General features: G+C 67.4%; 28 protein-coding genes and 1 other RNA gene. 7 read left to right on the top strand and 22 right to left on the bottom strand.

What is annotated here, in order from left to right:
• The gene (locus ACIP5T_RS01815) at positions 1-216 is read right to left on the bottom strand and encodes an SPOR domain-containing protein (RefSeq protein WP_400860111.1); all 216 of its coding nucleotides are present in this window, start codon (positions 214-216) and stop codon (positions 1-3) included.
• A gap of 70 nt (positions 217-286) precedes the next feature.
• On the opposite strand from ACIP5T_RS01815, the gene ppgK reads away from it, so the two are divergent.
• A complete protein-coding gene (ppgK, locus tag ACIP5T_RS01810; RefSeq protein ID WP_400860110.1) occupies positions 287-1,033 on the top strand; it encodes a polyphosphate--glucose phosphotransferase in 747 nt (248 codons plus the stop codon).
• Between the two features lie 239 nt (positions 1,034-1,272).
• Positions 1,273-2,757 carry an amino acid permease gene (locus tag ACIP5T_RS01805; RefSeq protein ID WP_400860107.1) on the top strand — a complete coding sequence of 495 codons (1,485 nt, stop codon included), beginning with the start codon at positions 1,273-1,275 and terminating at the stop codon, positions 2,755-2,757.
• A gap of 89 nt (positions 2,758-2,846) precedes the next feature.
• On the opposite strand, the gene ACIP5T_RS01800 is transcribed toward ACIP5T_RS01805, so the two are convergent.
• From ACIP5T_RS01800 to ACIP5T_RS01780, 5 genes are all read right to left on the bottom strand, one after another.
• Positions 2,847-3,383, bottom strand: coding sequence for a hypothetical protein (locus ACIP5T_RS01800; protein ID WP_400860105.1), 537 nt, complete (start codon positions 3,381-3,383; stop codon positions 2,847-2,849).
• A gap of 114 nt (positions 3,384-3,497) precedes the next feature.
• Positions 3,498-3,854, bottom strand: an RNA gene (rnpB, locus tag ACIP5T_RS01795) — RNase P RNA component class A.
• A 30-nt stretch (positions 3,855-3,884) separates the two neighbouring features.
• Positions 3,885-5,579, bottom strand: coding sequence for a bifunctional 3'-5' exonuclease/DNA polymerase (locus ACIP5T_RS01790; RefSeq protein ID WP_400860104.1), 1,695 nt, complete (start codon positions 5,577-5,579; stop codon positions 3,885-3,887).
• A 25-nt stretch (positions 5,580-5,604) separates the two neighbouring features.
• The gene (locus ACIP5T_RS01785; protein ID WP_400860102.1) at positions 5,605-6,336 is read right to left on the bottom strand and encodes a zinc ribbon domain-containing protein; all 732 of its coding nucleotides are present in this window, start codon (positions 6,334-6,336) and stop codon (positions 5,605-5,607) included.
• A 34-nt stretch (positions 6,337-6,370) separates the two neighbouring features.
• Positions 6,371-6,793 (bottom strand): YchJ family protein, encoded by a 423-nt coding sequence (locus ACIP5T_RS01780; protein ID WP_400860100.1) that lies wholly within the window; start codon positions 6,791-6,793, stop codon positions 6,371-6,373.
• A gap of 22 nt (positions 6,794-6,815) precedes the next feature.
• On the opposite strand from ACIP5T_RS01780, the gene ACIP5T_RS01775 reads away from it, so the two are divergent.
• Together ACIP5T_RS01775 and ACIP5T_RS01770 are read left to right on the top strand one after the other, a co-directional pair.
• Positions 6,816-7,655 carry an aldo/keto reductase gene (locus ACIP5T_RS01775; RefSeq protein WP_400860098.1) on the top strand — a complete coding sequence of 280 codons (840 nt, stop codon included), beginning with the start codon at positions 6,816-6,818 and terminating at the stop codon, positions 7,653-7,655.
• 49 nt (positions 7,656-7,704) lie between these two features.
• Complete coding sequence (locus tag ACIP5T_RS01770; RefSeq protein WP_400860096.1) at positions 7,705-8,640, top strand: methyltransferase family protein; 936 nt, start codon at positions 7,705-7,707, stop codon at positions 8,638-8,640.
• On the opposite strand, the gene ACIP5T_RS01765 is transcribed toward ACIP5T_RS01770, so the two are convergent.
• Entirely contained in the window at positions 8,612-9,448 is an 837-nt protein-coding gene (locus ACIP5T_RS01765) for a helix-turn-helix transcriptional regulator (RefSeq protein WP_400860094.1), read from the bottom strand. The genes ACIP5T_RS01770 and ACIP5T_RS01765 overlap by 29 nt on opposite strands.
• A 100-nt stretch (positions 9,449-9,548) precedes the next feature.
• On the opposite strand from ACIP5T_RS01765, the gene ACIP5T_RS01760 reads away from it, so the two are divergent.
• Positions 9,549-10,313 carry an SDR family oxidoreductase gene (locus ACIP5T_RS01760; RefSeq protein ID WP_400860092.1) on the top strand — a complete coding sequence of 255 codons (765 nt, stop codon included), beginning with the start codon at positions 9,549-9,551 and terminating at the stop codon, positions 10,311-10,313.
• Positions 10,314-10,340: 27 nt separating this feature from the next.
• On the opposite strand, the gene ACIP5T_RS01755 is transcribed toward ACIP5T_RS01760, so the two are convergent.
• Positions 10,341-11,231, bottom strand: a complete 891-nt coding sequence (locus tag ACIP5T_RS01755) for a TIGR01777 family oxidoreductase (RefSeq protein WP_400860090.1) — start codon at positions 11,229-11,231, stop codon at positions 10,341-10,343.
• Between the two features lie 101 nt (positions 11,232-11,332).
• On the opposite strand from ACIP5T_RS01755, the gene ACIP5T_RS01750 reads away from it, so the two are divergent.
• Positions 11,333-12,166, top strand: a complete 834-nt coding sequence (locus ACIP5T_RS01750; RefSeq protein ID WP_400860089.1) for a zinc-ribbon domain-containing protein — start codon at positions 11,333-11,335, stop codon at positions 12,164-12,166.
• A gap of 36 nt (positions 12,167-12,202) precedes the next feature.
• Here ACIP5T_RS01750 and ACIP5T_RS01745 read toward each other — a convergent pair whose 3' ends face one another.
• Positions 12,203-12,580 (bottom strand): hypothetical protein, encoded by a 378-nt coding sequence (locus ACIP5T_RS01745; RefSeq protein WP_400860087.1) that lies wholly within the window; start codon positions 12,578-12,580, stop codon positions 12,203-12,205.
• Positions 12,581-12,712: 132 nt separating this feature from the next.
• Here ACIP5T_RS01745 and ACIP5T_RS01740 point away from each other — a divergent pair, with 132 nt between their 5' ends.
• Positions 12,713-13,801, top strand: a complete 1,089-nt coding sequence (locus ACIP5T_RS01740; protein WP_400860086.1) for an AAA family ATPase — start codon at positions 12,713-12,715, stop codon at positions 13,799-13,801.
• 35 nt (positions 13,802-13,836) lie between these two features.
• Here the strand turns inward: ACIP5T_RS01740 and ACIP5T_RS01735 are convergent, their stop codons facing one another.
• The 13 genes from ACIP5T_RS01735 to ACIP5T_RS01675 all read right to left on the bottom strand — a co-directional run bounded on the left by ACIP5T_RS01735 (position 13,837) and on the right by ACIP5T_RS01675 (position 24,678).
• Positions 13,837-14,634 (bottom strand): sigma-70 family RNA polymerase sigma factor, encoded by a 798-nt coding sequence (locus tag ACIP5T_RS01735; protein WP_400864555.1) that lies wholly within the window; start codon positions 14,632-14,634, stop codon positions 13,837-13,839.
• Between the two features lie 176 nt (positions 14,635-14,810).
• Entirely contained in the window at positions 14,811-15,125 is a 315-nt protein-coding gene (locus tag ACIP5T_RS01730) for an HU family DNA-binding protein (protein WP_053096320.1), read from the bottom strand.
• 240 nt (positions 15,126-15,365) lie between these two features.
• Positions 15,366-15,764 (bottom strand): flagellar assembly protein FliW, encoded by a 399-nt coding sequence (locus tag ACIP5T_RS01725; protein ID WP_400860085.1) that lies wholly within the window; start codon positions 15,762-15,764, stop codon positions 15,366-15,368.
• A complete protein-coding gene (flgL, locus tag ACIP5T_RS01720) occupies positions 15,761-16,648 on the bottom strand; it encodes a flagellar hook-associated protein FlgL (protein ID WP_400860083.1) in 888 nt (295 codons plus the stop codon). The genes ACIP5T_RS01725 and flgL overlap by 4 nt, the downstream gene beginning before the upstream one ends.
• Before the next feature lie 17 nt (positions 16,649-16,665).
• Positions 16,666-18,072, bottom strand: a complete 1,407-nt coding sequence (gene flgK / locus ACIP5T_RS01715) for a flagellar hook-associated protein FlgK (RefSeq protein WP_400860082.1) — start codon at positions 18,070-18,072, stop codon at positions 16,666-16,668.
• A 7-nt stretch (positions 18,073-18,079) separates the two neighbouring features.
• Positions 18,080-18,562: a flagellar export chaperone FlgN gene (gene flgN / locus ACIP5T_RS01710; RefSeq protein WP_400860081.1), complete on the bottom strand. Its 483-nt coding sequence runs from the start codon at positions 18,560-18,562 to the stop codon at positions 18,080-18,082.
• 121 nt (positions 18,563-18,683) lie between these two features.
• A complete protein-coding gene (gene csrA / locus ACIP5T_RS01705) occupies positions 18,684-18,932 on the bottom strand; it encodes a carbon storage regulator CsrA (protein WP_400860080.1) in 249 nt (82 codons plus the stop codon).
• Positions 18,933-19,021: 89 nt separating this feature from the next.
• Positions 19,022-21,088, bottom strand: coding sequence for a flagellar biosynthesis protein FlhA (locus tag ACIP5T_RS01700; protein WP_400860078.1), 2,067 nt, complete (start codon positions 21,086-21,088; stop codon positions 19,022-19,024).
• Between the two features lie 52 nt (positions 21,089-21,140).
• Positions 21,141-22,244: a flagellar biosynthesis protein FlhB gene (locus ACIP5T_RS01695; protein ID WP_400860076.1), complete on the bottom strand. Its 1,104-nt coding sequence runs from the start codon at positions 22,242-22,244 to the stop codon at positions 21,141-21,143.
• Complete coding sequence (locus tag ACIP5T_RS01690) at positions 22,241-23,002, bottom strand: flagellar biosynthetic protein FliR (protein WP_400860074.1); 762 nt, start codon at positions 23,000-23,002, stop codon at positions 22,241-22,243. Before ACIP5T_RS01690 ends, ACIP5T_RS01695 begins: the two co-directional genes overlap by 4 nt.
• On the bottom strand, positions 23,002-23,277 hold the full coding sequence (gene fliQ / locus ACIP5T_RS01685; protein WP_042541106.1) for a flagellar biosynthesis protein FliQ: 276 nt from the start codon (positions 23,275-23,277) through the stop codon (positions 23,002-23,004). Before fliQ ends, ACIP5T_RS01690 begins: the two co-directional genes overlap by 1 nt.
• The gene (gene fliP, locus ACIP5T_RS01680) at positions 23,277-24,122 is read right to left on the bottom strand and encodes a flagellar type III secretion system pore protein FliP (protein WP_400860072.1); all 846 of its coding nucleotides are present in this window, start codon (positions 24,120-24,122) and stop codon (positions 23,277-23,279) included. The genes fliQ and fliP overlap by 1 nt, the downstream gene beginning before the upstream one ends.
• Positions 24,123-24,249: 127 nt before the next feature.
• On the bottom strand, positions 24,250-24,678 hold the full coding sequence (locus ACIP5T_RS01675; protein WP_400860071.1) for a flagellar biosynthetic protein FliO: 429 nt from the start codon (positions 24,676-24,678) through the stop codon (positions 24,250-24,252).
• Between the last annotated feature and the right edge of the window lie 2 nt (positions 24,679-24,680).

Raw genomic sequence — 24,680 nt, 5'->3', positions numbered from 1 at the left:
TCACTCAGCGCCCTTGCCGGTTCCGGCGTCCCAGCCGCTCTCGGCGGCTTCCTCGTCGGCCCAGGCACGCGAACGCTCCTTGAGCTTCTCGGGAGCCCGAGACGCCTCTGCCTCGGTGTCGAAGGGACCGACACGGTCAGCCGACGCGGAGATCATGCCGAACTCCACCTGACCGGTCTCCAGGTTGTACCAGTACTTCTCATCGCCGTTCGACATGGCCGATCCCCTTCTTCACGTGGTGTCATCGATCCTATCGGCGCGGACGTCGGTCGCTAAGCTATCGAGCATGGCAAAAGCGATCGGCGTCGACATCGGCGGCACGGGTATCAAGGCAGGTCTCGTCGACCTGGAGCACGGCATCATGGCCTCGGACAGGGTTCGCGTGCCCACTCCTGAGGGTGCATCTCCGCAGGATGTCCTGCAGGCGGTGCAGACCGTGCTGAAGACCCTCGACGTCAAGGACTCGACTCTCCCGCTCGGCGTGGCGTTCCCCGCCATCGTCAAGCGCGGCAAGACCCTCTCGGCCGCCAACGTCTCGAAGGAGTGGGTCGACTTCGACGCCGAGCGGTTCTTCCGCGACGGCCTCGGACGCAACATCGTCTTCGTGAACGACGCCGACGCGGCAGGTGTCGCCGAGGCACGCCACGGTGCAGCCCGCGATGTGCGCGGTTTCACGCTGCTCACGACGCTCGGCACGGGTATCGGCTCGGCCTTCCTCTACGACGGCGTGCTGCTGCCGAACACCGAGCTCGGTCACCTGAACTTCGGCGAGTACGAGTCTGTCGAGACGTATGCCGCGACCTCCGCCCGGGAGCGAGAGGGGCTCAGCTGGTCGGAGTGGGCCGAGCGTCTGCAGAAGTTCTACTCGCACATCGAGTTCCTGTTCAGCCCCGACCTGTTCGTGGTCGGCGGCGGCGTGTCGAAGAACGCCGGGGACTTCCTCCCGCTTCTCGACCTCAAGACCCCGATCGTCCCGGCGATCCACCGCAACAATTCGGGCATCATCGGCGCGGCGTCCCTCGCAGGCGACTGATCCCACGACCACAGAGTGCAGAAGGCCCCGTCGATCCGGCGGGGCCTTCTCCGTTTCCGGGCGAGAGATCGGCTGCATCCCGGGGTGCGGGCTATCGGACGGTCGGTCCGCAGAAAATACTGCGCACCACCAGGACACGTGGCAACATGGCATCCCTGCGTGTCCTCCTCGGTCGGTGAGATACCTCTGGACTACGGCCCCGACGTCCAGGTCGCGTGGCAACGAAAGGCAGCTTCGAGATGAACCAACCGTCAGAATCATCCTGGGAGAAGCCGGTCTCGCCGGCGACGTCGGCGGGGTTCGTGCCCGTCGAGAGACCTCAGGCGAAGAAGCTGAGATCGCGCCATGTCACGATGATCACCCTCGGCGGGATCATCGGGGCGAGCCTCTTCGTCGGTTCCGGCAACGTGATCCGCGCCGTAGGGCCGGCCGCGGTGCTGTCGTATCTCATCGGCGGGCTGCTCGTGTTCCTCGCAATGCGCATGCTCGGCGAGATGGCGGCTTCGCGCCCGGCCATCGGCTCGTTCATGGAATACGCACGAGTGGGCCTCGGCAACTGGGCCGCGTATCTCGTCGGGTGGCTGTACTGGTACTTCTGGGTAGGCGTGCTCGCCTACGAGGCGGTGCTGGGAGGCGAGACGATGGCGAGCTGGTTCCCCGCAGTCCCGTCGTGGGCGTGGTCGCTGATCCTGATCGGGATCTTCGTCGGCACGAACATCATCTCGGTCCGAGCGTTCGGCGAGGTCGAGTTCTGGCTCGCCAGCGTCAAGGTGCTCGCGATCGTCGTGTTCCTCGGTGCCGGCCTGCTCTTCGCCTTCGGTCTGTGGCCGAACTCCGAGGTCTCGATCTCCAACCTGTGGGAGCACGGAGGCTTCGCCCCGAACGGATACGGCGTCGCCTTCACCGGCGTGGCGCTGGTGATCTTCTCGTACTTCGGCACGGAGATCGCCGTGATGGCCTCCGCCGAGTCCGAAGACCCTGCCAAGGGCATCCGCCAGGCGACGAGCACGATCATCTGGCGCATCCTGCTGTTCTTCGTCGGCTCGGTGCTCATCATCGTCACGGTCGTGCCGTGGAACGAGCTGCCGGCGCCCACAGACGTCGCCAACGCACCGTTCACCTACGCCCTCGAGCAGTTCGGCATTCCCGGCGCGAGCATCATCATGCAGCTCGTCATCTTCACCGCGGTCATCTCGGTGCTGAACTCGGGTCTGTACTCCGCCTCGCGCATGTTCGCGGCGCTCGCCGAGCAGGGCTTCGCGCCGAAGATCGTGGCGAAGAGGTCGAAGAACGGCGTACCGGTGATGGCGCTGCTGGCCTCGACCAGCGGCGGACTCATCGCCACCCTGGTGAACTTCCTGACGCCCGGATCGGGCATCTTCGACTTCATCATGAACTCGGCCGGCCTCGTCGCCCTGCTCGTCTACGTCTTCATCGCCGTCACTCAGTGGCGGCTCCGCCAGAAGATGACACCGGAGGAGGTCGCGAATCTCAAGCTCAAGATGTGGCTGCACCCCTGGCTGAACATCCTGCTGATCGCCTGCATCGCTGCAGTGATCGTCGTGATGATGTTCAGTGAGGGAGGCCGCACCCAGGTGTGGACGAGCCTCATCGCCACGGGCGTGCTCGTGCTGTTCTGGCCCCTCGTGCGACGCAACCTCACGCGCAGGAAGGCTGCGGAGGCTGCCGACAGCGTCTCGGACACTCTCAGCGGTCGGCCGTAGAACCGCTCCGAGAACACCGTCCGCCTTCACGTCGACGCTCGGCTGTCGCCGGTCGCACCCGGGCGCTCGGCGAGAGCATCTTTCCGCGCTCAGCGTCGCTGAGGCTCCATCACGAACGGTTCCGTCGCGAGCGGCTCCATAGCTCCCGGCCCCAGCGTCAGAACATCGCCCGGATAGAGCAGCGACCCCAGCCGGTTGTATGTCATCGCCGCGTGGACGTCCGTGCACAGCCGTTCCCGCACTGCGATCGGCGCATCCCCTTCCGCGACCGTGTACGTCGCGATCCGGCCGTCCGATGTCTTCATGATCGTGCCGCGGGCATGATCGGTCTCGCCGTTGTCCACCGGGAGTACACCGTTCCACGTGGCGTAATAGGTCGGCTCTTCATCTCCCTCGCTGTACCCGGGAATCGAGATCATGGAGAGCAGGTCGCAGCGGCTCACCTCTGAAGTCGACGTCGAAGTCGGGGTCGGCGTGGGGGTGCCGCTCGGCGTCGGCTTCGCGGCGGGCTGCACCTCGGCCGCGGTCTCTACGATCTCCGGCGTCGGCGCGCTGCAGCCGGTGAGCGCTGAGACGGACAGGGCGGTGAAGAGCGCCACGGTCGCGGCAGCTGTGCGGTTCGGCATCAACGAACGCTACCGAGCAACCGGCTGTGACGCCAGAGGCAGGAGCGGACGGTCGGGACGCTCCGCGGAGGCCTGACACGCTGAACCGGACAATCCTGGCCAAGCCTGTAAGTGCGAATGGGCCGACCTGTACGCCGGGTTCTGTTCCGGGGTTCTTCGCCCCTTCGACGGCCATCTCTCTCGGCGACACGTTGCCGTGGCACTCTAGCGGTCTACCCGAGGACTCGGCGAGCCGCGTCAACATCCTCTGTCTGACCTTGCTCCGGACGAGGTTTACCTGGCGGGCCATGTCACCATGGCCCCCGGTGGTCTCTTACACCACCCTTTCACCCTTACCCCTTGCGGGGCGGTCTGCTCTCTGTGGCACTTTCTCGCGGATTGCTCCGGGTGGGTGTTACCCACCGTCCTGCCCTGAGGAGCCCGGACGTTCCTCGGTGCGGTTGCCCGCCACGCGACCGTCCAGTCGACCCATTCGCACCTTCAGTCTACGACCAGCGCGGCTCATTTCTCAGCCGACTCCGCGATCCGCAGATCCAGCGGAACATCGATGGGGAAGTCCCCGAAGAGTCGGCGCGTGGCCACCGCAGCGGCTTCGCGCACGGCATCCGCTGCGGCATCCGCCTGCTCTCGGGGAACGTGCAGGATCACCTCATCGTGCAGGAAGAAGGCCAGGTGCGCGCGTGAGCGGAAGATCCCGGATGCCGGGGCCTCTCGCTCCGCCTCGGGAAGTCGCTGCAGGCGGTGCCGGATCTCAGCGAGCCAGATCAGCGACCACTCTGCCGCGGTGCCCTGCACCACGAAGTTGCGGGTGAAGCGTCCCCAGTCGCGCGCGCGACGCCGGGCGAGTGCCACCTCTGCGGGATCGGCGTCGGCATCGGTGGCGGCGGCCTGCATCGCCTCCCACTCGATCGACGGACGAGGAGATGATCGTCCCAGCCAGGTCGACACGACTCCCCCGTCCTCGCCGAACCGTGCAGCCTTGTCGACGAGCGCCATCGCCCGCGGATACACCTTGCGCAGCCGGGGAACCAGCCGCCCGCTGTCGCCGGTCGTCGCTCCGTACATCGCCCCGAGCACGGCGTACTTCGCTTCTTCGCGCGTCGCCACGGCGCCCGATTCCACGACCCCGGCGTACAGGTCCTTTCCCTGCGCCGCCCGGGCCATCGCACGGTCGCCCGCCATGCCTGCGAGCATCCGCGGCTCCAGCTGAGCGACGTCGGCGACGACCAGGGTCCACCCCTCATCAGCGCGCACGGCGGCGCGCAGGTTGCGCGGCAGCTGGAGGGCGCCACCGCCGGCCGATGCCCACCGCCCCGTCACGACACCGCCCGTGATGTAGATCGGGCGGAAGCGCCCGTCATGCACCCACTCGGCGAGCCAGGCCCATCCGTTGGCGCTGAGCAACCGCGACAGCTTCTTGTACGCCAGCAACGGTTCGACCACGGCATGGCTGTGCTGGGCGAGCTCCCACCGACCGGTCGACTCGACCTGCACGCCGACGCGGTGCAGAGCGCGGAGCAGCTTCGGCTGGCTTTCGAGGTTGAGGGTGGGGTCTGCGAGGATCGAACGCACCCGGTCGCCCTGAGCCACCATGTGGCTCGGCAGACCTCCCGCCATCGGGCGGGTGCCGAGTATCTCGGTGAGGATGCCATCGTGCACCGACTCGTTCCAGGGCAGGCCGGCTGCGCGCATCTCCTCTGCGATGAGGCCCCCTGCCGATTCGGCCGAGGTGAGCAGCGTCAGGCGACCGTCCTTGCTGTCCTTGAGAACGCGGCGTTGCTCGCGGTACTGATCGAGGGCGTCCCCGACAGGGTCATCCGGCGCGTCATGCGCGACGACGTCGAACAGCGCCGGGGCTTCGTCGACGGGCTCCCGTCGCACCCAGGACGACGACGGAGCGAGCGGGCGGGGGACCTTGTCCGTGTCGCGAAGAATCGCATGGGAGAGCAGCAGGTCATGCGATCGGCTGAGAAGGACACCCGCCTCGAGAAGCACGGGATAGATCTCCCTGGCGCTGCGGATCACCCAGCGCGGCGGATACTCCCTCTCCTGAGCCGCGACCCACTCGGGCATCTCCGCCGCGGAGAGCTCGAAACGACGGGCCTCAGCGTCGTCGGCATCGAGTTCCACCGCGGTGTAACCGCCCGAGCGAGCCGCCACCAGGAGGACACGGCGCTCGGCCTGCCGCGAGCTCACCGCTGTCGCGCTCGCGGCGCAGAGATCACAGCCCGGATTCCTCGGTGCGCACGAGAATGCACCCGCACTCGGGGCAGTAGACGACGAGGTCGTCCGCAGCATTGCGGATGTCGTTCAGATCGGTGCCAGGGAGCAGCATCCGGCAGCCTTCGCAGGTGCCACGGGACAGCACAGCGGCGCCGGCGCTGTTCGCGGCGCGACGCGTGTACTCGGCCAGGAGCGGCGCAGGAAGTGGTGCCGTCACCGCTTCGCGATCGCGAGTCAACTGGGCGATGAGGTCGGTCGCGGCAGCGACGTCTGCCTTGGCCTGAGCAGTGAGCGCGGTTCCCTCTGCCGTCGTCGTTCCGAGCAGCGCCTGCTGAGCGGCGACAGCTGCGTCGGCGTCTTCGACACGGCCCATGACATCGAGCTCGATGTCCTCCAGATCGCTCTGACGCTTGGCGAGGCTGGCGATCTCGTGCTCGAGCGCCTGCGCCTCCTTCGAGTTCGTCGCCGTGGCGAGGCGATCGGCGTCGCGGGCCCGGCGCTGTTCGACGAGCTTCACATCGGACTCCAGCCGCGTGAGCTCGGTGCGCACATCGTCACGCGTGCCGGTCAGCGCGGTCAGCTCGCGGAGCTGATCCTGACGGATGGCGACGAGCTCGGTGATGCGGGCGGCCTGAGGCGGCTTGGTGCGCGCACGCTCCGCCTGCGCGATGCGCCGGTCCAGGTCGGCGACGTCGAGCAGGATGCGCTGGTGTTCTGGGCTGGCGTTCACGCTCTCAAATCTAGTCGCTGCGCGGTGACGTCCATCACCCGACCTGCCCGTCGAGGTACAGCCACCTGCGATCCTCGCGTACGAAGCGGCTCCGCTCACGGAGCGAACCCCGCTCGGCGTCCTGCCGCCAGAAGGCCTCGAACTCGACCTCGCCGTCACGATCGAAAGGACCCCCGCCCATGCGATCGACGATCACGAGCCGTCGCCAGACCACGTCGTCGTGGAGGTCGATCTCGGCGGGGCGGGTCGAGGGATGCCAGGTCGCCTGGAGATACGCGGCATCCCTGACCGCGAATGCCGTGTAGCGCGAGCGCATCAGGCGCTCGGCCGTGGGGGCCGCAGCCCCGCGGAGCAGTGGTCCGCAGCATCCGCCGAAGACGTCTCCGGAGCCGCACGGACACCGATCGGCATTATCGGGGACATCGTGGTCCGACGCCATCCTCTGCACCTCGCTCATCGCTCCAGCGTACGCTGGCGCCATGACGGCTCTTCCTCAGTTCACGGCACACAACGGCTTCGCCCTTCCGGCTCTCGGGCTCGGGACCTACGCGCTCGACGGCGACGCGGGCGCGGATGCGGTCACCACGGCGATCGGCGCCGGGTACCGCCTGATCGATTCGGCATTCAACTACGAGAACGAGGGCTCGGTGGGGCGCGGCGTGCGCGCGTCCGATGTGGACTCCGCGGAGCTGATCGTCACCACCAAGCTGCCCGGCCGTCATCACCCGCGGGCGAAAGCTCGCACCAGCATCGAGGAGAGCCGTTCGCGGCTCGGCGTCGACGCGATCGACCTGCACCTCATCCACTGGCCGAACCCGCATCAGGACGAATACGTGCAGGCATGGGAAGCGCTGGTGGAGGCCCAGCAGCGCGGGGTCGTGAGACAGATCGGCGTCTCGAACTTCCTCCCCGAGCACCTCGAGCGCATCGAGCGCGAGACCGGCGTTCGCCCCGTGGTGAACCAGATCGAGGTGCACCCGTACTTCCCCCAGGACGAGCAGCTCGCCTATCACCGAGAGCACGGCATCCTGACCGAGGCGTGGAGTCCGCTCGGTCGGGCGAAGGAGCTGATCGAGGAACAGGTGATCGGCGAGGTGGCGGCAGCCCACGGCATCTCCCCCGCGCAGACCGTGCTTGCCTGGCACATCGCGCGGGAGACGGTCGCGATTCCCAAGGCATCCTCCCTCGAGCACCAGGTGTCGAACCTCGCCGCAGGAGAAGTGGTGCTGACGACGGCCGAGGTCGCTGCGATCACGGCGCTCGGACGCGCAGACGGGCGGCTCTTCGACGCGGATCCCGCATCGCACGAGGAGTCCTGAGGCAGCATGCTGAGCGGGCGTCCGCACACGGCGCTCATAGACTGACTGCATGCCGGTCATCGCAGGGATCCCGATCACACCGGTGACCGCCCGGCTGTATTTCGCTGTGCAGGCTCTGGCCGGAGCGGCCTGGTGGCTCGCGGTGGCACTGTCGGCCGACGTGCGTCACCTCACGCTCGGAGACCTGCCCGCCGGACTCGTGTCGGTGTTCGACATCCCGCTCTTCGTGATCGGTTCGGCGATCATCGCGGCCGGTTCCCGATGGGCTCTGTGGATCACCGTTCCGTGGACGGCCATCGTCGCCGCCGCCATGGCCGTCTACGCGACCGTGACGGGTCTCGCGGGGTGGGGCGCGCTGGTCATGGTGATCGCCGCCGGAGCGAGCATCGCGGCCGGAATCGTCCTTCTCTGCGGAAGGGCGCCTCTCGAGTGGCTCGTCACCGGCCCCCTCGCGTTCCGACCCGCTGCGAGGGTCGGGACACGAGCGCTGCTCGCCCGCACCGGACTGCAGACCCTCTTCTTCTGGGGCACGTTCCTGGTGGCCATCCCCGTGGTCGTGTCGCTCATCGAGGCCCGCTGGTCGCTGCGCATCGAGGCCCCGCTCGTCGTGCACCTCGCCGGCGGGGCGCTGCTCGTCGCAGCGACCGCCCTGGGGGTCTGGTCAGCCGTGTCGATGTCCGTCGAGGGCGAGGGCACCCCGCTCCCGTCACAGATGGCGCGAAGACTCGTGATAACGGGCCCGTATCGGTACGTTCGCAACCCCATGGCGGTCGCCGGCATTGCACAGGGGATCAGCGTAGGCCTCATCCTCGGTTCGTGGCTCGTCGTCGCCTACTCGATCTTCGGATCGCTGCTCTGGAACACAGTCGTCCGGCCGCTCGAGGAGGCGGATCTGGAAGCGAGATTCGGATCGGACTTCCTGGAGTACAGCAGCAGGGTGTCGTGCTGGGTGCCGGTCAGACCCGCTGTGTCCCGAGCACTCTGAGCAGCTCGAGCTTGCTCGCAGCGTCAGTGCCCGGGGCCGCGGTCAGCACGATGAGCGCCTGGGATTCATCCTCCGTGAACAGCGCCTGGCAGTCGACCTCGATCGGGCCGATCTCCGGATGGATCAGGACCTTGTGGTCTTCGAAACGCCGCCGCACCTCGTGCACGTCCCACAGCTCGGCGAACTTCGGGCTGTGCATCGTGAGCTGCCGAACGATCTCGCCGGCGCGTGAGCGCTCGCCGAGCGCGCCGTAGGCGGATCGGAGCGACGCCACCAGCACACGGCTGTGGCGCGGGTGGTCCTGCTCCGGGTAGCGCCTGCGCTCGTCGTGAGGGTGCGCGAACCAGCGGTAGATCCCACTCCTCTCGATCCCTTCCAGACCGCTCGCATCACCGAGCAGAGCCCGCGCGGCGTCGTTCTGGATCAGGACCTCGTCGAGCACGGACACCACGAACGCGGGCGTGTCATCGAGGCGGTCGAGAACACGGAGCATGCCTGGATGCACATAGTCGGTGAACGTCGTGCGATCCGGGGCGCTGTGCCCGCAGATGCGATGAAGGTAGTCGCGTTCATCGGGAGTCAATCGCAGCGCCCGCGCGAGCGAAGCGAGGATCTGCACGCTGGGCTGCGGACCGCGCTGCTGTTCGAGACGCGCGTAGTAGTCGGTCGACATGGCGGCCAGTTGGGCGACCTCCTCGCGGCGGAGACCGGGAGTGCGGCGTCTCGCTCCCGCTCCGAGGCCGACATCGGAGGGCTTCAGCTGCTCCCTGCGCCGCACGAGGAACTCGGCGAGTGCTTCTCTGTCCACCAGTGAAGTATCTCGTGCTCGTCGTCGTGCATCCAGGGACCGCCGATCCCTGGATGAGTGCTCTCTGGTGAGCCGGTGCGACAGGCCGAAGAGTGGACGCATGAACATCACCGGAAACACCATCTTCATCCCCGGCGCCACGAGCGGCATCGGCCTCGCGCTCGCCCGGCGACTCAGCGAACGAGGCAACACCGTGATCGTGGGCGGGCGTCGTGTCGAGCTGCTCGACGAGATCGCCGCGGCGAACCCGGACATCGACACGGTTCGGATCGACATGACGGATGCCGACAGCATCCGCGCGGCCGCACAGTCCGTCCTCGCCGAGCATCCCTCGCTCAACGTCGTCATCGCGATGGCCGGGATCATGCGCCCCGAGGACTGGAAGTCGTCCGAAGGGTTCCTCGAGACGGCCGAGGCTACCGTCACGACGAACCTGCTCGGACCGATCCGGTTGATCGCGGCTTTCATCGAGCACCTGCGCACCATGCCGGATGCCACGATCATGACGGTGTCCTCGGGACTGGCCTTCGCCCCGCTGCGCGTCACGCCCTCGTACAACGCCACGAAGGCCGCCATCCACATGCTCAGCGAATCGCTGCGCCTGCAGCTCGCCGACACGAGCGTGAGCGTGCTCGAGCTCGAACCGCCTGCCGTGCGCACGTCCCTCATGCCCGGACAGGAGACCAGCGACTTCGCGATGCCCCTCGACGAGTTCGTCAGCGAGGTCGTCGAACTCATCGAGACCCAGCCGGACGCCACCGAGATCCAGGTCGAGAACGTGAAGTTCCTGCGTTACGGCGAAGCGCGAGGCGACTACGCGCAGGTGGTCGAGACCCTCAACCGGCGCGACCCGCACGCCCGCTGAGCCGAGCGGGCTGTAGCCGCATCGTGCTCAGAGCGCGGCGTCGACGGCCTGCTTCGCGGTCTTGTGGATGAACTCGAAGCCGGACTCCTCGAGCGCGGCAGGTCGCACATCGGCGTCGGAGATGAGCAGCGAGTCGGCAGCGGCACGGCTCAGCGCGAGTCTCAGCGCCCAGGTCGGAGCGGGAATCCAGAACGGACGCCGCATCTTTTGCGCGAGTGCGCGACCGATGTCGTTCGCCGAGGCGCGCGTCGGGCCGGTGAAGTTCACGGGCCCCTCGAGGCGCTGGTCGATCACATGCCGGATGCCCCGGACCTCGTCTTCGAGAGAGATCCACGGCCAGATCTGGGTGCCAGGGCCGATGGGACCCGCGAGCCCGAACCGGGTGAGCTGAATCAGCGGCTTGAGCACTCCCTGGCGGTGGATGATCGGGGCTGTGCGCAGCAGCGCCACTCTCGTCTGCTCCCCCGCGCGCAGCGCCTCCTGCTCCCAGCGCACGCAGAGCTGGGCGAGGAACGTGTCTCCGGCGAGCGACGCCTCGGTCAGTATCTCGCCGGGTGCCGAGCCGTAGTAGCCGACGGCGGATGCCGAGACGAGCGCCGGAGCATCTTCGCGCAGTGCGCGCACCGCGGTCGCGAGCGTGCGAGTGGTGGTCAGCCGGGACTCGACCAGTTCCCTGCGGTAGCGCCGGGTCCACGGCAACCGGCCCACGCTCGCCCCGCCGAGGGCGACCACTGCGTCGGCCCCTGCCAGCACATCGGGGTCGAGTTCGCGCTCGCCGGGAGTCCACTGCACTTCGGAGGGCTCGCGCGGAGGGCGACGCACGAGGGTCGTCACCTCCGCACCGTCCGAGCGCAGGGACGACGCGAGGGCCGTGCCGATCAGACCCGATGCGCCACTGATCACGATCCGCTGCGGCATGATGACTCCCTCTGTCCGTTCACCGGACTCGTTCCTCTCCGCGAGTCTGTCACGTCCGACGCCCCCTGGCGATGTCGGCGGCGACCGGTAGGTTGCCCGACGTGACTGAACCCGTGGAGTCGTGGTGGGCGAGACGCCAGTTCTCGCGCGGGCGAGAGGTGCCCTACGACGTCGGCACCTATCGCTCGCAATGGGCCGCCTACCCCGAGTTGATCCGCCAGTACCACCCCGAGCTCAATCACGGCATCGCGCTGTCGCAGGTGCCGTTGGCGGCCGACGTGCTGCTGTGCTGGGAATGCCGGGTGGGCCACCGTTTCGCAGCCACCCCGACGGAACAGCGTGAGCGCCCGGGGCGAGTGCGTCGTCAATCGGCATGGTGCCCCGAGTGCTCGCTGCTCGCGAGGCCTCAACCCGTGATCCTGGGTGAGGCGCGCGCGGTTCCGCGGCGCCCGAAAGCTCAGCTCGCGCTGTGCGACAAGACTCCCGATCTGGCGACCGGAGAGGCGTTCACCAGCGTGTGCGCTCCTGCACCGGCATCCGCCGCCGAAGCCCGGCTTCGTGCGGCGCTCGCCGACCGCCTCTCCTTCACACCGGGTGCCAATGCGGTGAAGGTCTCGCGGCCCTTCTTCCGTCACACCGAGGTGTGGCCCGACATCCTGCTTCCGGAGCTTCGCGTCGCCATCGAGTACGACACCGTCGGGCGCCATGGACTCGAGCACGTCGGCAAGCGTGAGCACACGGATCTGCGCAAGGATCGTGCCCTGCGCTCCGCCGGTTGGGAGGTCATCCGCATCCGCACAGGGCGGCTGGAACCGCTGGGCCCCCACGACCTGCAGATGACGTCGGTCTCCGCCCGCGGTGTGGATCGCATCATCGATCAGCTGCGCGAGATCCGCGGTCCGATCATCGTCGACGCCTACCTGACTCCCGGCTGACGACCTTGCGGCGGGCATGGGCGAATGGGCACGCTGTCAGCTCTCGGAGAGATCGTCGACCTGCCGCACGACCGCATCCCATTCGGACCTCAGAAAACTGGCCTCGCCGGCCGCGACGATCTGCGCGTTGTCGTTCGGGCCGAGCTCGGGTCGCATGGTCAGGCCGCCGACCTCGAGGCTCGGGATGCTCTGCCTGATGCACTCGACGCTCCCGCGCACCAGCAGCTCCGCCGTCTGCTCCGGTGTCGTCACCGATCCCATCACGGCGTCGTCGTGAGCGACGAGCACCACCTGCCACACGGGCTGCCGGTCATCGGGATCCAGGGTGTACTGCATCAGCCCCTGCGGCGCGGCCTCGACCACGATCACGATCGAACCTGCGACCGGCTGCTCGTGTGCTGCGTACTCGCCCATGATGGTTCCCCTGACCCGAGCGTCCCCACGCCCACTGTCCGCTCAGGGTACTGCGAAAAGTTTCTTCTCGAACGCCTTACGGCGATCGAATCTCGACCGATATATGAGTACGGGGAGCGAAGGAGAAGGATCTTGACCAGCACCTACATCGAGACGGGTGGACACGTCCGCGTGTACGACGCGGCCGTCCGCACTCATCACGAATTCCCTCTCGGCACGTACCGGGTGCATTTCACGTCGAAAGAGGGCTTCAGCCTGATCAAGATCGACGATCTCACCGTCGGCACCGAGCGCGTCTACGGCGGCCGCGACAGGAAGGTCGACAAGATCTTCCGCTCCTATGCCCTCACCGATCGCAGCCTCGGCGTGATGCTCTCGGGCGACAAGGGAATCGGCAAGACGCTGTTCCTGCGCATGGTGGCCGAGGAGGCCCGTGAACAGTGTCTGCCGGTGGTCATCGTCTCCGAGGACAACGACGGCATCGTCGAGTTCCTCGACACCCTCGATGAGTGCCTGATCATCTTCGACGAGTTCGAGAAGGTCTTCCCCGCCGGACGCCGCGGCGGCGGTGAAGGAGGCAATCGGCAGAATCAGTTCCTCTCGCTGTTCGACGGCCTCTCGTCCGTGAAGCGCATCTACTGCCTGACCGTGAACGACATCAGCGACGTCAGCACCTACATCGTCAACCGCCCAGGGCGGTTCCACTACCACATGCGATTCGAGTACCCCGGTCCCGACGAGGTGCGGCAGTATCTGATCGATCAGGCCCCGCACGCCGACCCCGACGAGATAGAGAACGTCGCCCTGTTCTCCCGCCGTGCTCGCCTCAACTACGACCACCTCCGTGCCATCGCATTCGAGCTCGAGCAACCGGACGCGCTGTTCGCAGACGTCGTGGAGGACCTCAACATCAAGTCAGTCGAACCGAGCACCTACCGCATCGAGGCCCGCTTTCCCGATGGCAAGGTCTGGTCGGATGAGGTCGAGATGAACCTCTTCGAGCGCGGCGACGTCGGGCGCACCTTCGAACTGCGCAATGCGACGCGGTCCATCTTCGCGTCGTTCGTGCCCAAGGACCTCATCTTCGAGCCCGACGGCAGCATCTTCGTGCCGATCCACAAACTCGAACTGCTCGATGATGAAGACGAGGAGCCCGAGGTCTACCCGACGACGGTGAGCCTCATCCTGGTGGGTCAGGCGAGCTACGGCTTCGGACTCTGACCGCTCCGTCGGAGCGCCGTCGCGCGGGCTCCTGATCAGACGCCGACGGCGTGGGACAGGATCGCGCGGGTGAACCGCTGGCCGCTGGCCGCGAGGCGCTCGAAGTAGGCGTCCAGTCCTGAGGCGGATGAGCGCGCGACGGGCGCGGACTCGGTCGGCGGGACATCGGCGTAGTGACGATCCAGCGCATCTCGGAGCATGCGCACCGCCGCGGCTCGCTGCTGCGAGACGGCGGCGTGCGACACGCCCAGCTCGTCCGCGAGCTCCGTGACGGTGCGGTCGTCGAAGTAGATCGCCTTCACGATCGACCGCTTGCGCTCGGGCAGCGCGTCCACGGCACGTCGCAGGAACTCATCGCGCTCGGATGCGATCGCGAGCTCTTCCGGCAGGTACCCGGTCCACACGATCTCGGGCGCGTCCGGCGCATCGAGACTGGTGAGCAGACGCTCGGCGTCCGCCAGCCCTTCTCGTGCAACTGCCGTGTCGACACCCATGGCTGCCGCGATCTCCGCCACCGTGGGCGTGCGGCCGAGCGCTGCCGACAGCGTCTGCCTGACCTTGGTCGTCTGCTTGGCCCGCACTCGCACGTCTCGCGGCGCCCAGTCCATCGACCGCAGCTCGTCTTTCAACGCCCAGTTGACGCGTGCCCGCGCGAACGCTCCGAAGGGCACACCGAGACTCGCATCGAACTTCTCCGCCGCACGAACGAGCGCGAAAGCACCGGCCGAGGCGAGGTCGTCGCGGGAGATATGCGTGATGCGGGAAGCGACATACGCCGTTGCTGCGCCGACGATGTGCAGGTGATCGACCACGAGCTGGTCGCGCGCGCGCATGGGCACCGGATTCGCCTCTTTCACTGTAAGTGCAAGCCCTCCCCAGCGACTCACAGCGTGGTCTCTCCCCAGCGACCAGAACTACTTTCACCTACATGCTAGGGGTGCGACGGGCAAGAAAGATCCCCGGAGGCCGAAACCTCCGAGGATTCTCGTTTACGTTCAGATAACGATGACTAATCGTTCACCTTGACTCGACGGTTCACTTCGCGAGTCGCGGAGAATTTCAGCACCGTGTAGTCGTTGACCTCGGCGTCCCCGTCGTCCTTCGCGAACTGCACGCGATGCCCCTTGTGCGTCTGCGGATAGAACTTGCCGAAGTTGGTGAGCGTCACCGTATTGCCTCGGCCGACGAGGTCGAGGAGCTCGTCGATCATGGCGTTGTATGCGGTCTGCGCCGCCTGAACCGAGATGCCACCGCGGCGTGCGAATCTCTGCACGAACTCCCGCTTGCTCACCCGATTCGTCTCGAGCGTCCTTGATGTGCTCATGTTGTCTTCCGTCCCATGGAATGTCGCTCGTCACCGAGCGCCGTGCGCTGTACCCCTACCAACCGCATCCATGACGTGCCTCAGGCCCCGATCTCCTGCGACGACGCCGGGATCCCGCCAGTACCCCAGCCTGTGCTATTCAGAGGATAGATGCTCTTCCTTGGTATATGCGGTGAATCTCAGAATCCTCTGCTTGCCGAGAGTCCGCCCCGCCGAGGGCCGTCGAGCGACGAACCCCGCTCACCCGCCCAGAAGAGCGCGGATCGGGTACCGCTGGTCCTCGAGGATCGCCTGCACCGCACGGCCGGACTCCGCATGGATGAGGATCGGAGCGCGCAGGTTGATGTAGACGCCGTCTGCAGAAGGGTTCGCCACGACGAACACACGGATCTCCGATTCGTCGGCGGCGCCGATCTGCGCTCTCACCTCCTCGGGGATGGTCGGCTCGTAGCCGTAGTCCCCGGCGAGCGGGTCGAGGAGGAACAGTCGCACATCGGCATCCGTCGCTCGCAGCGCGTGCAGCCCTTCTGCACCGTCGATCCGATCGAGGGTGAACGCCGTGTGCGGGCTCAGCCCCGGCATCGGCGACGCGAACTCGACGTCCAGCGCCGCAGTCCCGTGGTCGGTGGATGAACTCATCGCAGGAACTCCATCAGATTGGTCTGCAGCGATCGGGCCGTCACCTGCAGGGCGGACTGGAAGACGAGCTCGGCCGACTGCAGCCGAACGAGCACCTCGAGGCTGTCGACGTTCTCGACCTCGGCACGGCGGGCCTCGAGGTCGATCGACGCCGAGAGGTTCTGCGCCGACGCACGCTCGATCTGCACCTGACGCGCGCCCGTCGATCCGCGAGCCGCGTTGACATCTTTCAGTCGCGCGTCGATGTCTCCGAGACGCGAACCGACCTCGACCCCGCTGCGCAGATCTGCCGCGATGTCGTTCAGCAGGGCGAACGCGCTGCCGGCGCCCTCGCCGAACGCCTGCGAGCCGTCGAAGTCGACGCGCACCGTCTCGTTGTCACTGATGCGGCGAAGCACGCCGTCGCCCGCCCCGCCGTTGAACGTGAAGGTGGTGGCGTCGAAGGCGGATCCCGCATCGCTCGTGCCGGCGAAGACGCTGCGACCGAGCACCCTCGTGTTCGCCTTGGCGAGCAGCTCCGCACTGATCGATTCGAGCTCCTGCGCGATCGACTCGCGCGCAGTCGGGCTGAGCGCCCCGGAGTTGGCCCCCTGAGCGGTGAGATCCCGCGCGCGGTTGAGCAGGTCGGCGCTGGCACCGAGAGCGGTGTCGACGGTTGTCACCCACGCCATCCCGTCGCTGAGGTTGCGGGCGAACTGGGCGACGCGTGACTGGTCGCCGTGCACGCCGAGCGCCGTGGCCGCCGCCGCAGGGTCTTCGCTCGGCGAGCGGAAGGCGCGCTGCGAAGCCGCCTGATTCTGCAGACGTTCGCGGTCTGCGAGGTTGGTCTGCAACGTACGCAGCGACTGCTGCGTCATGGTGTTGCTGGTGATACGACCGATCATGTTCACTCTCCCCAGAGTCAGCGGCCGACGAGGCCGGTGCGGTTGATCAACAGGTCCAGTGCCTCATCGACAGCGGTCAGCACGCGGGCCGCCGCCTGATAGGCGGTCTGGTAGGTCAGGAGGTTGATCGTCTCCTCATCGCCGTCCACCGACGAGTTCGACTGCTGGGCGGTGACAGCCGCGACGGCTCCCATGTCGGCGATGTCGGCGCGCTGCAGATCGCCCGCGACGGAGACTGCGAATCCCGTGACGAAGGTCGACCAGGTCTTGCCGGGTCCGGTGGCCGAGCCGCTGAGAGCGCTGATGCGGTCGGCGATCGTGGTGTCCTTCGCTCCCGCTCCCGGAGCCGCCAGAGCCAGCTGATCGAGACCCGTGGGAACCACGCTGAGTCCGAGAGCGGCCGGACCGGCGCCGTCGAGCGCGAAGAAGTCGCCCCCGGCAGCGCCCGACGACGTGACACCCGTGCGGTGCACGTCGTTCACGGCGGTCGCGAGCGCGGTCGCCGTCTCGTTGTAGGCCGCTGCGACACCGGCGAGCGTGCCGCCGTCCGATGCGGGGGCGAGAGCGCTGATCGTGCCACCGACGAGGCCGCCGGTGATCGGCACTGCCAGGCCCGGTCGATCAGCCCACGCGACGGTGATCCGACCGGCGTCGGCGATGTCACGCGGCCCGCTCGCCACGAGCGCCCGACTGCTGTCGCCCGACACGAGCGCGTTGCCGTCGACGCGAAGAGTGAGGGTCCCGTCCGCCTCGACGTTGCCCTTGGCACCGACCGCGGTCGAGAGCTGCTGGGCGAGGACGTTGCGCTGGTCGATCAGCTCGTTGGCGTTCCGCCCGGACTGCAATGCATCCCTGATCTGACCGTTGAGCGAGGCCACCTGGCCGGCGACGGCATTGACGTCGGCGAGCTGACTGTCGACCTGTCCACGCAGGTCGCTCCACTGGCCGGCGATCGTCTGGTACCCCGCAGCGATCTGTCCGATGAGCACATTGGCATTCGTGAGCACGACCTGCGCGGCCGCCGGATCCGGCGTGTTGGCGAGGTCGGACCAGCCGGCCCAGAAGCGGTCGAGGTTCGCCGCGAGACCGTCCTTGGTCGGTTCGGCCAGCACATCTTCGGCACGGCCGGCAGCCGTCGCGCGAGCTGCCCAGAAGCCTGACGTCGAGAGCGCATCGCGGACACGAGCATCGAGGATGTCGTCACCCAGCCGCGCGATCCCGGTCACCCCGACACCGCCGCCGATGCCGAGTCCGGACGGCCAGAGTCCCGTCTGCCCCGGCGCCGAGAGGGAGGTCTGCTCCACGCGCTGGCGTGTGTACCCGGGGGTGGCCTGATTGGCGATGTTCTGCCCGGTGACGGTCATCCCCGCGCGAGCGGCGGAGAGCGCGGATTCTGCGAGACGGACTGCGGCGAAAGACGACATCGTGCCCTCACACCCTCGTGTCGAGAAGTCGGGCGTCCCCGCCACGCACGACATCACCGTGCGTGTCGTATTCACCGGTCGGCGCGCCGAGACCGGCGATCGTCTCCTGCGTCACCCGGACGGCGGTGCGCAGACGCTGCTCATTGACCTTCTTCATGTCGCCGATCTCGTCGGCCAGAGTCGTCATGGCGTCCAGATGACCGGTCAGGATCTCCCGCCACGCGTCGGTCGGCGCGGCGTCGATCAGTTCACGGAGCGTCGTGGCCTCCGGCACCCCCCATTCGTCGGCCACCGCGATGACCAGCGTGTCACGCGAGAGGGCGACCGTCGGCATGGCCGCGAGGACCCGCTCGATCTCGTTCGCCGCATGGTGGATCCAACGGTTGCGTCCCGTCGCGAGCAGCATCTGCTGCTCGTCGAGTTTGAAGAGCAGCACTTCCAGCAGATCGCGCTCTCGCATCAGTTGCATGCTCAGGTCGTGAGCGGCCACGATTCGTCACCTCGTCATGTCGCGGTTTGCGTGGCGGGATCGCCCGTCACATCCACGACTATCGCGACAACGCTCGACCCAGTAACTCGAAGCGCAGCGAGATGACCCCGCGGCAACCGGATCAGGACGCGGAGGGCGTCTTTCCCAGGACGCCGAGGAGAAGCGATTCCGCGGACTCGTCAGAAGAGGTCTGGACTGCTTCCTGGTTCGCATCGCTCACAGCGAGCACGATCTCGGCGCGGTTGATGCGCTTGTCCCGAGGAGCATCGATGCCGACACGGACACCGCCGGGCGTCACCGCGAGGATGGTGACGGTGATGTCGTCGCCGATCACGATGCTCTCGTTTGCGCGTCTCGTGAGTACCAGCATGCGTCGTCTGCCTTCCATGGCGTGAGCGCTGTTGCGCCCTCTGCTCACAAACGTATCGCACTCAGCTCGTAAATGAGCAGAATCCGACGCTACACCGCCGCGCTCGGAAGAGCCGAGTGCGTCACGCGCACCACCCCGACCACATCGGTCGCGAGTCCGCCGGCCGCTGCCTCGTCATACGACAGCACGGGAAGGCCGCTGACCTGCGACGAGACCATGCGACGCACGGCCTGACGCAGAGACGGAGCGCACACGAGCACGGGTTCCGGCCCCACCTGCTCGAGTTCGGCGACGGTGCGACGCACGTTCTCGAGCACGTGCATGGTCGACTCCGGTGTCAGCACGATCTGCGGCTGACCGTCGACGACACGCATGCCCTCGAGCATCTGCTGTTCGAGCATCGGCTCGAACATGACCACCCGGATCCGTCCGTCCTCGGCGAACCGTGACGCGATCGCCGGACCGAGTGCCGCCCTGGCGGCATCGATCAGACCCGCGGTCTCGGTCGACGTCTTTCCCCGAAGGGCGAGAGCCTCGTAGATGCGGGCGAGGTCGTTGATCGGCACCCGCTCGGCGAGGAGCCCTGCCAGCACGCGCTGGATCGCGGCGAGAGACAGCACGGCGGGCGTGAGCTCCTCGACCGTCGTCGGGCTGGACTGCTTCAGGTGCTCGGTCAGCTGTCGCACGTCTTCGAGGGAGAGCAGACGATCGGCTTGGCTCTGCACGATGTCCGAGAGGTGGGTGATGATCACACTCGCGCGATCGATCACCGTCGCACCCGCCATATCGGCGGCGTGCGACATCTCAGCGGGCACCCATTTGCCCTCGAGGCCGAACACGGGGTCGACCACGGCCGTGCCCGGAAGCAGCTCGAGTCCCGTGCCGATCGCGAGCACGTGACCGCGCGGCACGGATCCGCGCCCGGCCTCGACCCCTGCGATGAGGATGGAGTAGGTCTGCGCGGGCAGATCGATGTTGTCGCGGGTGCGCACCGGCGGCATCAGAATGCCGATGTCGAGGGCGAGCTTTCGACGGAGCGACTTCACCCGGGTGAGCAGATCCCCCGCTCCCCCGGACGCCAGGTCGACGATGTCGGGTGAGAGGGAGATCTCCAGGGCATGCACCCGCATCCTGTCCATGAGGTCTTCCGGCCCCTCGACCCCGGCCTCGACCGCCTCCTGCTGCAGCGCATCGGCCTCGCGCGCGGCGTCGCGATCTTCGTTCGCCTTGACGCGGGATGCGGCGAACAGCAGCACCGCCCCGATCGCCAGGAAGATCACCAGAGGCATCCCGGGGATGAAGCCCATCGCGATGGCTGCGAGCCCCGTGATCACGAGGGCATTGCGCGACTGCATGAGCTGGCGACCTGCCGCCTGGCCCATCTCCGCCTCCGCGTTCTCGCGCGTGACGATCATGCCGGTCGACACCGCCATGAGCAGTGCCGGGATCTGGGTGACCAGTCCGTCGCCGATGGTGAGGATGCTGTAGGTCTCGAGCGCGTCGCCGACCTCCATGCCGTGCTGCACCATGCCGATGATGATGCCGCCGACGAAGTTGATGACGACGATCACGATGCCCGCGATCGCGTCGCCCTTGACGAACTTCGACGCACCGTCCATCGCACCGTAGAAGTCCGCCTCCGCCGCGACCTCGGCGCGGCGCCTGCGCGCCTCGGTGTCCGTGATCAGCCCGGCGTTCAGATCGGCGTCGATCGCCATCTGCTTGCCCGGCATGGCATCGAGGGTGAATCGCGCTCCGACCTCGGCGACACGCTCTGCGCCCTTGGTGACGACGACGAACTGGATGACGGTGAGGATGAGGAAGATCACTGCGCCGATCACGAGCGACCCGCTGATCGTGATCTGCCCGAACGCCTGGATCACCTGTCCCGCGTGCGCCTCGCTGAGCACGAGACGCGTCGACGCGACGTTCAGACCGAGGCGGAAGAGCGTCGCGACGAGCAGCAGGCTGGGGAAGACCGAGAAGTCGAGCGGCTTCTTGATGAACATCGCGGTGAGCAGGATCAGCAGCGCGAACGAGATGTTCAGGACGATGAGGACGTCGAGGAGAGGAGTCGGGATGGGCACGATGAGCAGGAGGATGATGCCCACCACCCCGACGGGCACCGTCGCCTTGGACAGCAGCTGACCGATCATGCGTCTCGCCTTCGTTCTCTCTCGTCGTTCGAAATCTGATCGCGACCCCGGCTCAGAGGCCGCGGTCCCTGGTGCTCGCGAAGGGCATCGTGTGCGTCCCCCTGGCCGACCCTCGGCGCTTGAGATGCTCGATGAAGGCGAGCACCTGAGCGACCGCGGTGTAGAGCTCTTCGGGGATCTCCCGCCCGAGGTCGCAGGCCGCGTGCAGCGCCCGAGCGAGCGGAACGTCCCTGATCATCGGCACGCCGGCCTCCTCCGCCCGCTCGCGGATCTTCTGGGCGACGATCCCCGCCCCCTTCGCCACGACCCGAGGGGCCGACTTGCCCGGTTCGTACCGCAGCGCGACCGCGACGTGGGTCGGGTTCACCAGAACGACATCGCTGTCGCCGACCGCGGCGATCATCCGATTGCGGCTCATGGCGAGCTGCCTCGAACGGCGCTGGGAGCGCACGAGCGGGTCGCCCTCGGTCTTCTTGTGCTCGTCCTTGGCTTCGTTCTTCGTCATGTGGGTGTGCTTGCGGTTGCGTCGCATCACCACGGCCACGTCGATCGCCGCGAGCAGGATGCCGACGGCGACGGCGACCTGCAGGAGCGCGATCGCTCCCCCGGCCGCCTGCTCGAGCAGCCAGGTGATGTTGTGGCTGCCGCTGGCCATGAGCACGGGGACGAGGCCGGAGACCACGATCCACAGCGCGAGCCCGATCGCCACCGTCTTCAGCAGCGCTTTGGCGCCCTCCCAGAGCGCCTGCTGCCCGAAGACCCGCTTCATGCCCGACACGATGTTGAACTGCTCGGTGCGCATCGTCACACCTCGCAGATGGATGCCGCCCTGAGCGACCGCGGTGGCCGTCGTCGCGAGCAGCACCACCACCAGCATCGGGAGCAGGATGCCGCCGAGCGATGCGATCGCCGAGCCGAGGACGTCGAGGGCCGCGTCGTCGGTGGGGTTCATCGCGACGGGTGTCACCGCGAGGAACAGCTCGGTGACGACCTGCGTGCCCGAGGCGATCGTCGGCACCATCATCACGGCGGCGGCCGCGATGCAGACCCAGGCGGTGAAGTCCTGGCTGCGGCCGATCTGCCCCTTCTTGCGCGCTTCCTTCAGGCGACGCTCGGTCGCCTTCTCGGTGCGTTCGCCGCTGTCGGACTCGCTCATCGCGTCACCCCCAGGAGCAGCCTCGCGGCCTCCTCGGCGATGACCGCGACCACACCGGGCAGCGCCGCGTAGACGAATCCGACGAGCAGCAGCGTGAGGCCGATCTTGATCGGGAAGCCCATCGCGAACGCGTTCAGGGCCGGCGCGACGCGACTGACCAGTCCGAGCCCGACGTCTGCGAGGAAGAGCACGATGAGCAGCGGGCCGGCGATCTGCACGGCGCTGAGCATCATCTGCCCTGCAGCGCCCACGAGCGCCTCCGCGGGCTTGGCCAGATCGATCATGCCGGTGACCGGCACCGCATCGAACGAGCGGAACAGACCTCCGAGCACGAGCTGGTATCCGTCCGATGCGAACAGCAGCATGATCGCGGTCATCTGGAACAGGCGGGTGAACTGCGCGCCGTTGATCGCCATGCCGGGGTCGAACGCCTGCGCGAGCTGGAAACCGCCGAAGGTGTCGACGAGATGGCCCGCACCCTGGATCGCGCTGAAGAGCACCATCACGAGGAAGCCGAGAAGCGCGCCCGTCAGTGCCTGACCGGCGAGGGCGAGCATGAAGGCTCCCGTGTCGAGACGCTCGTACCCCACCGTCACCACCGGCGACACGGCGAGAGCGAGACCCACGCCGAGCATCGCGCGGATCCGCATCGGGATCGTGCCGTGGCTGAACGGCGGGGCCAGCACGAGGAAGGCCGTGATCCGCACGCAGGCGAGCGATGTCGCCTCGAGCCAGGTGAAGTCGATCGGGATGTCCATCAGCCGCCGTTCAGCAGCGACGGTATTCGCGCGAACATCTCGTTCGTGAAGGCGATCATCTCGGCGATCATCCAGTGCCCGGTCACGAGCAGGGCGATGCCGACAGCCACGAGCTTCGGCACGAACGAGATCGTCATCTCCTGCACCTGGGTGATGGACTGCAGCAGCGAGATCGCGAATCCCACCACGAGGGCGGTGATGAGCAGCGGTGCGCAGAGCTTCGCCCCGACGATCAGCGCCGCCTGCCCGATGTCGATGACGGCCTCGGGATTCATCAGCCACCCCCGTTGTACGACTGGACGAGGGCGGTGATGACCATGCCCCAGCCGTCGATGAGCAGGAAGAGGAGGATCTTGAACGGCAGCGAGATCATCACGGGAGGCAGCATCATCATGCCCATCGACATCAGGGCGCTGGCGACGACGAGGTCGATCACGAGGAAGGGCACGAAGATGATGAACCCGATCAGGAAGGCGGCGCGCAGCTCGCTGATCATGAACGCCGGCACGAGCGTCTGCAGCGGGATGCTGGCGGCGTCCGTGGGGTTGTCCATCTGCGCCGCCCGGTGCATGAGCGCGATGTCCTCTTCGCGTGTGTAGGTGAGCATCCACTCCCTCAGCGGTTCCTGGGCGAGCTCGAACGCTCTGCCGAAGTCGATCTGACCGTCGGTGAACGGCGCGACCGCGACGGCGTTGATGTCGGTCAGCACCGGCCACATGATGAACAGCGTCAGGAACAGGCTGAGTCCGGCGAGGACCTGGTTCGGGGGGATCGACGGCAGCGAGAGCGCGTTGCGGGTGAGCGCGAGCACCACGAAGATCTTGGTGAAGCTCGACATCATCAGCAGCAGGGCGGGAGCGACGCTGAGGACCGTGATGCCCAGCAGCGTCATGATGCTGTCGGACGGCGCCCCGTTGATGCCGTTGATCGTCACTCCGTCGCCGTCACCGTCACCGATCTCCGTCGGGAGCAGGGGTGCAGCGGCGTGTGCGCCGCTGGTCTGCAGCAGCACCAGCAACGCCGCGATGCCGACAGCGGCTCCGACGAGCGCCCAGGCACGGCGCGGCAGACGCTGTGCGCGCGCAGACGGCGACGCGGCGACTGCGGCGGATACGGGCACGGCGGCACTCCGAAGATGGGTGACGTGGCCGATCCGTAGCCAGAGGGTCGAGCGATCCGTGCTCGCAGTCGACTATCGCGACACGACGCGGTGCACGTAACCGCGACGACCGATGCGCTGACGGCCGTCAGGCGACGGAGCGGAGAGCGCGGTCGACGATGTCGTCCGGCATCTCTGAGACGGCGGGGCGCTTCTCCTCGGCGAGGATCTCCTCCGCGAGCGGAGGCGCCTCCTGCGTGTCGACGACGTTGATCCCGTGCTCGGTCACGCCGAGCACATAGCGGATGCCGCCGAACTCGGCCACCACGAGCTGCGCCTTGCCCCCGATGCCGGACCGCGCCACGACGGTGATCTTCTCGGGGCGTGCGCGCGGGGCCGCCGCCGTACGCGAAGGCACGAGCTCGGTCAGCTTGGCCAGCTTCTTCGGCATCAGTCCGGCCAGCGGGCTCACCCCCTTCGCCTGCGACTTCTGCAGGCGACGGCTCAGGAAGAGCAGCAGCGCGAGCACCGCTCCGAGCGCCACGATCGCGCGGAGCGCGACGAGGATGTCGTCCATGG

The organism is Microbacterium sp. NPDC088619, assembly GCF_044752825.1.
GTDB lineage: Bacteria > Actinomycetota > Actinomycetes > Actinomycetales > Microbacteriaceae > Microbacterium.
This window is presented reverse-complemented; position numbering and strand designations above follow the sequence as displayed.

Coding starts and splice junctions, on each gene's coding strand:
- ACIP5T_RS01805 (WP_400860107.1), top strand. CDS start 1,273: ATGAACCAACCGTCAGAATCATCCTGGGAGAAGCCGGTCTCGCCGGCG.
- ACIP5T_RS01735 (WP_400864555.1), bottom strand. CDS start 14,634: ATGCGCGCGCGCGACCAGCTCGTGGTCGATCACCTGCACATCGTCGGC.
- ACIP5T_RS01760 (WP_400860092.1), top strand. CDS start 9,549: ATGAACATCACCGGAAACACCATCTTCATCCCCGGCGCCACGAGCGGC.
- ACIP5T_RS01800 (WP_400860105.1), bottom strand. CDS start 3,383: ATGCCGAACCGCACAGCTGCCGCGACCGTGGCGCTCTTCACCGCCCTG.
- csrA (WP_400860080.1), bottom strand. CDS start 18,932: ATGCTGGTACTCACGAGACGCGCAAACGAGAGCATCGTGATCGGCGAC.
- ACIP5T_RS01675 (WP_400860071.1), bottom strand. CDS start 24,678: ATGGACGACATCCTCGTCGCGCTCCGCGCGATCGTGGCGCTCGGAGCG.
- fliQ (WP_042541106.1), bottom strand. CDS start 23,277: ATGAATCCCGAGGCCGTCATCGACATCGGGCAGGCGGCGCTGATCGTC.
- ACIP5T_RS01745 (WP_400860087.1), bottom strand. CDS start 12,580: ATGGGCGAGTACGCAGCACACGAGCAGCCGGTCGCAGGTTCGATCGTG.
- ACIP5T_RS01700 (WP_400860078.1), bottom strand. CDS start 21,088: ATGATCGGTCAGCTGCTGTCCAAGGCGACGGTGCCCGTCGGGGTGGTG.
- ACIP5T_RS01695 (WP_400860076.1), bottom strand. CDS start 22,244: ATGAGCGAGTCCGACAGCGGCGAACGCACCGAGAAGGCGACCGAGCGT.
- ACIP5T_RS01690 (WP_400860074.1), bottom strand. CDS start 23,002: ATGGACATCCCGATCGACTTCACCTGGCTCGAGGCGACATCGCTCGCC.
- flgK (WP_400860082.1), bottom strand. CDS start 18,072: ATGTCGTCTTTCGCCGCAGTCCGTCTCGCAGAATCCGCGCTCTCCGCC.
- ppgK (WP_400860110.1), top strand. CDS start 287: ATGGCAAAAGCGATCGGCGTCGACATCGGCGGCACGGGTATCAAGGCA.
- ACIP5T_RS01770 (WP_400860096.1), top strand. CDS start 7,705: ATGCCGGTCATCGCAGGGATCCCGATCACACCGGTGACCGCCCGGCTG.
- ACIP5T_RS01780 (WP_400860100.1), bottom strand. CDS start 6,793: ATGAGCGAGGTGCAGAGGATGGCGTCGGACCACGATGTCCCCGATAAT.
- ACIP5T_RS01815 (WP_400860111.1), bottom strand. CDS start 216: ATGTCGAACGGCGATGAGAAGTACTGGTACAACCTGGAGACCGGTCAG.
- ACIP5T_RS01775 (WP_400860098.1), top strand. CDS start 6,816: ATGACGGCTCTTCCTCAGTTCACGGCACACAACGGCTTCGCCCTTCCG.
- ACIP5T_RS01725 (WP_400860085.1), bottom strand. CDS start 15,764: ATGAGTTCATCCACCGACCACGGGACTGCGGCGCTGGACGTCGAGTTC.
- ACIP5T_RS01755 (WP_400860090.1), bottom strand. CDS start 11,231: ATGCCGCAGCGGATCGTGATCAGTGGCGCATCGGGTCTGATCGGCACG.
- flgL (WP_400860083.1), bottom strand. CDS start 16,648: ATGATCGGTCGTATCACCAGCAACACCATGACGCAGCAGTCGCTGCGT.
- ACIP5T_RS01730 (WP_053096320.1), bottom strand. CDS start 15,125: ATGAGCACATCAAGGACGCTCGAGACGAATCGGGTGAGCAAGCGGGAG.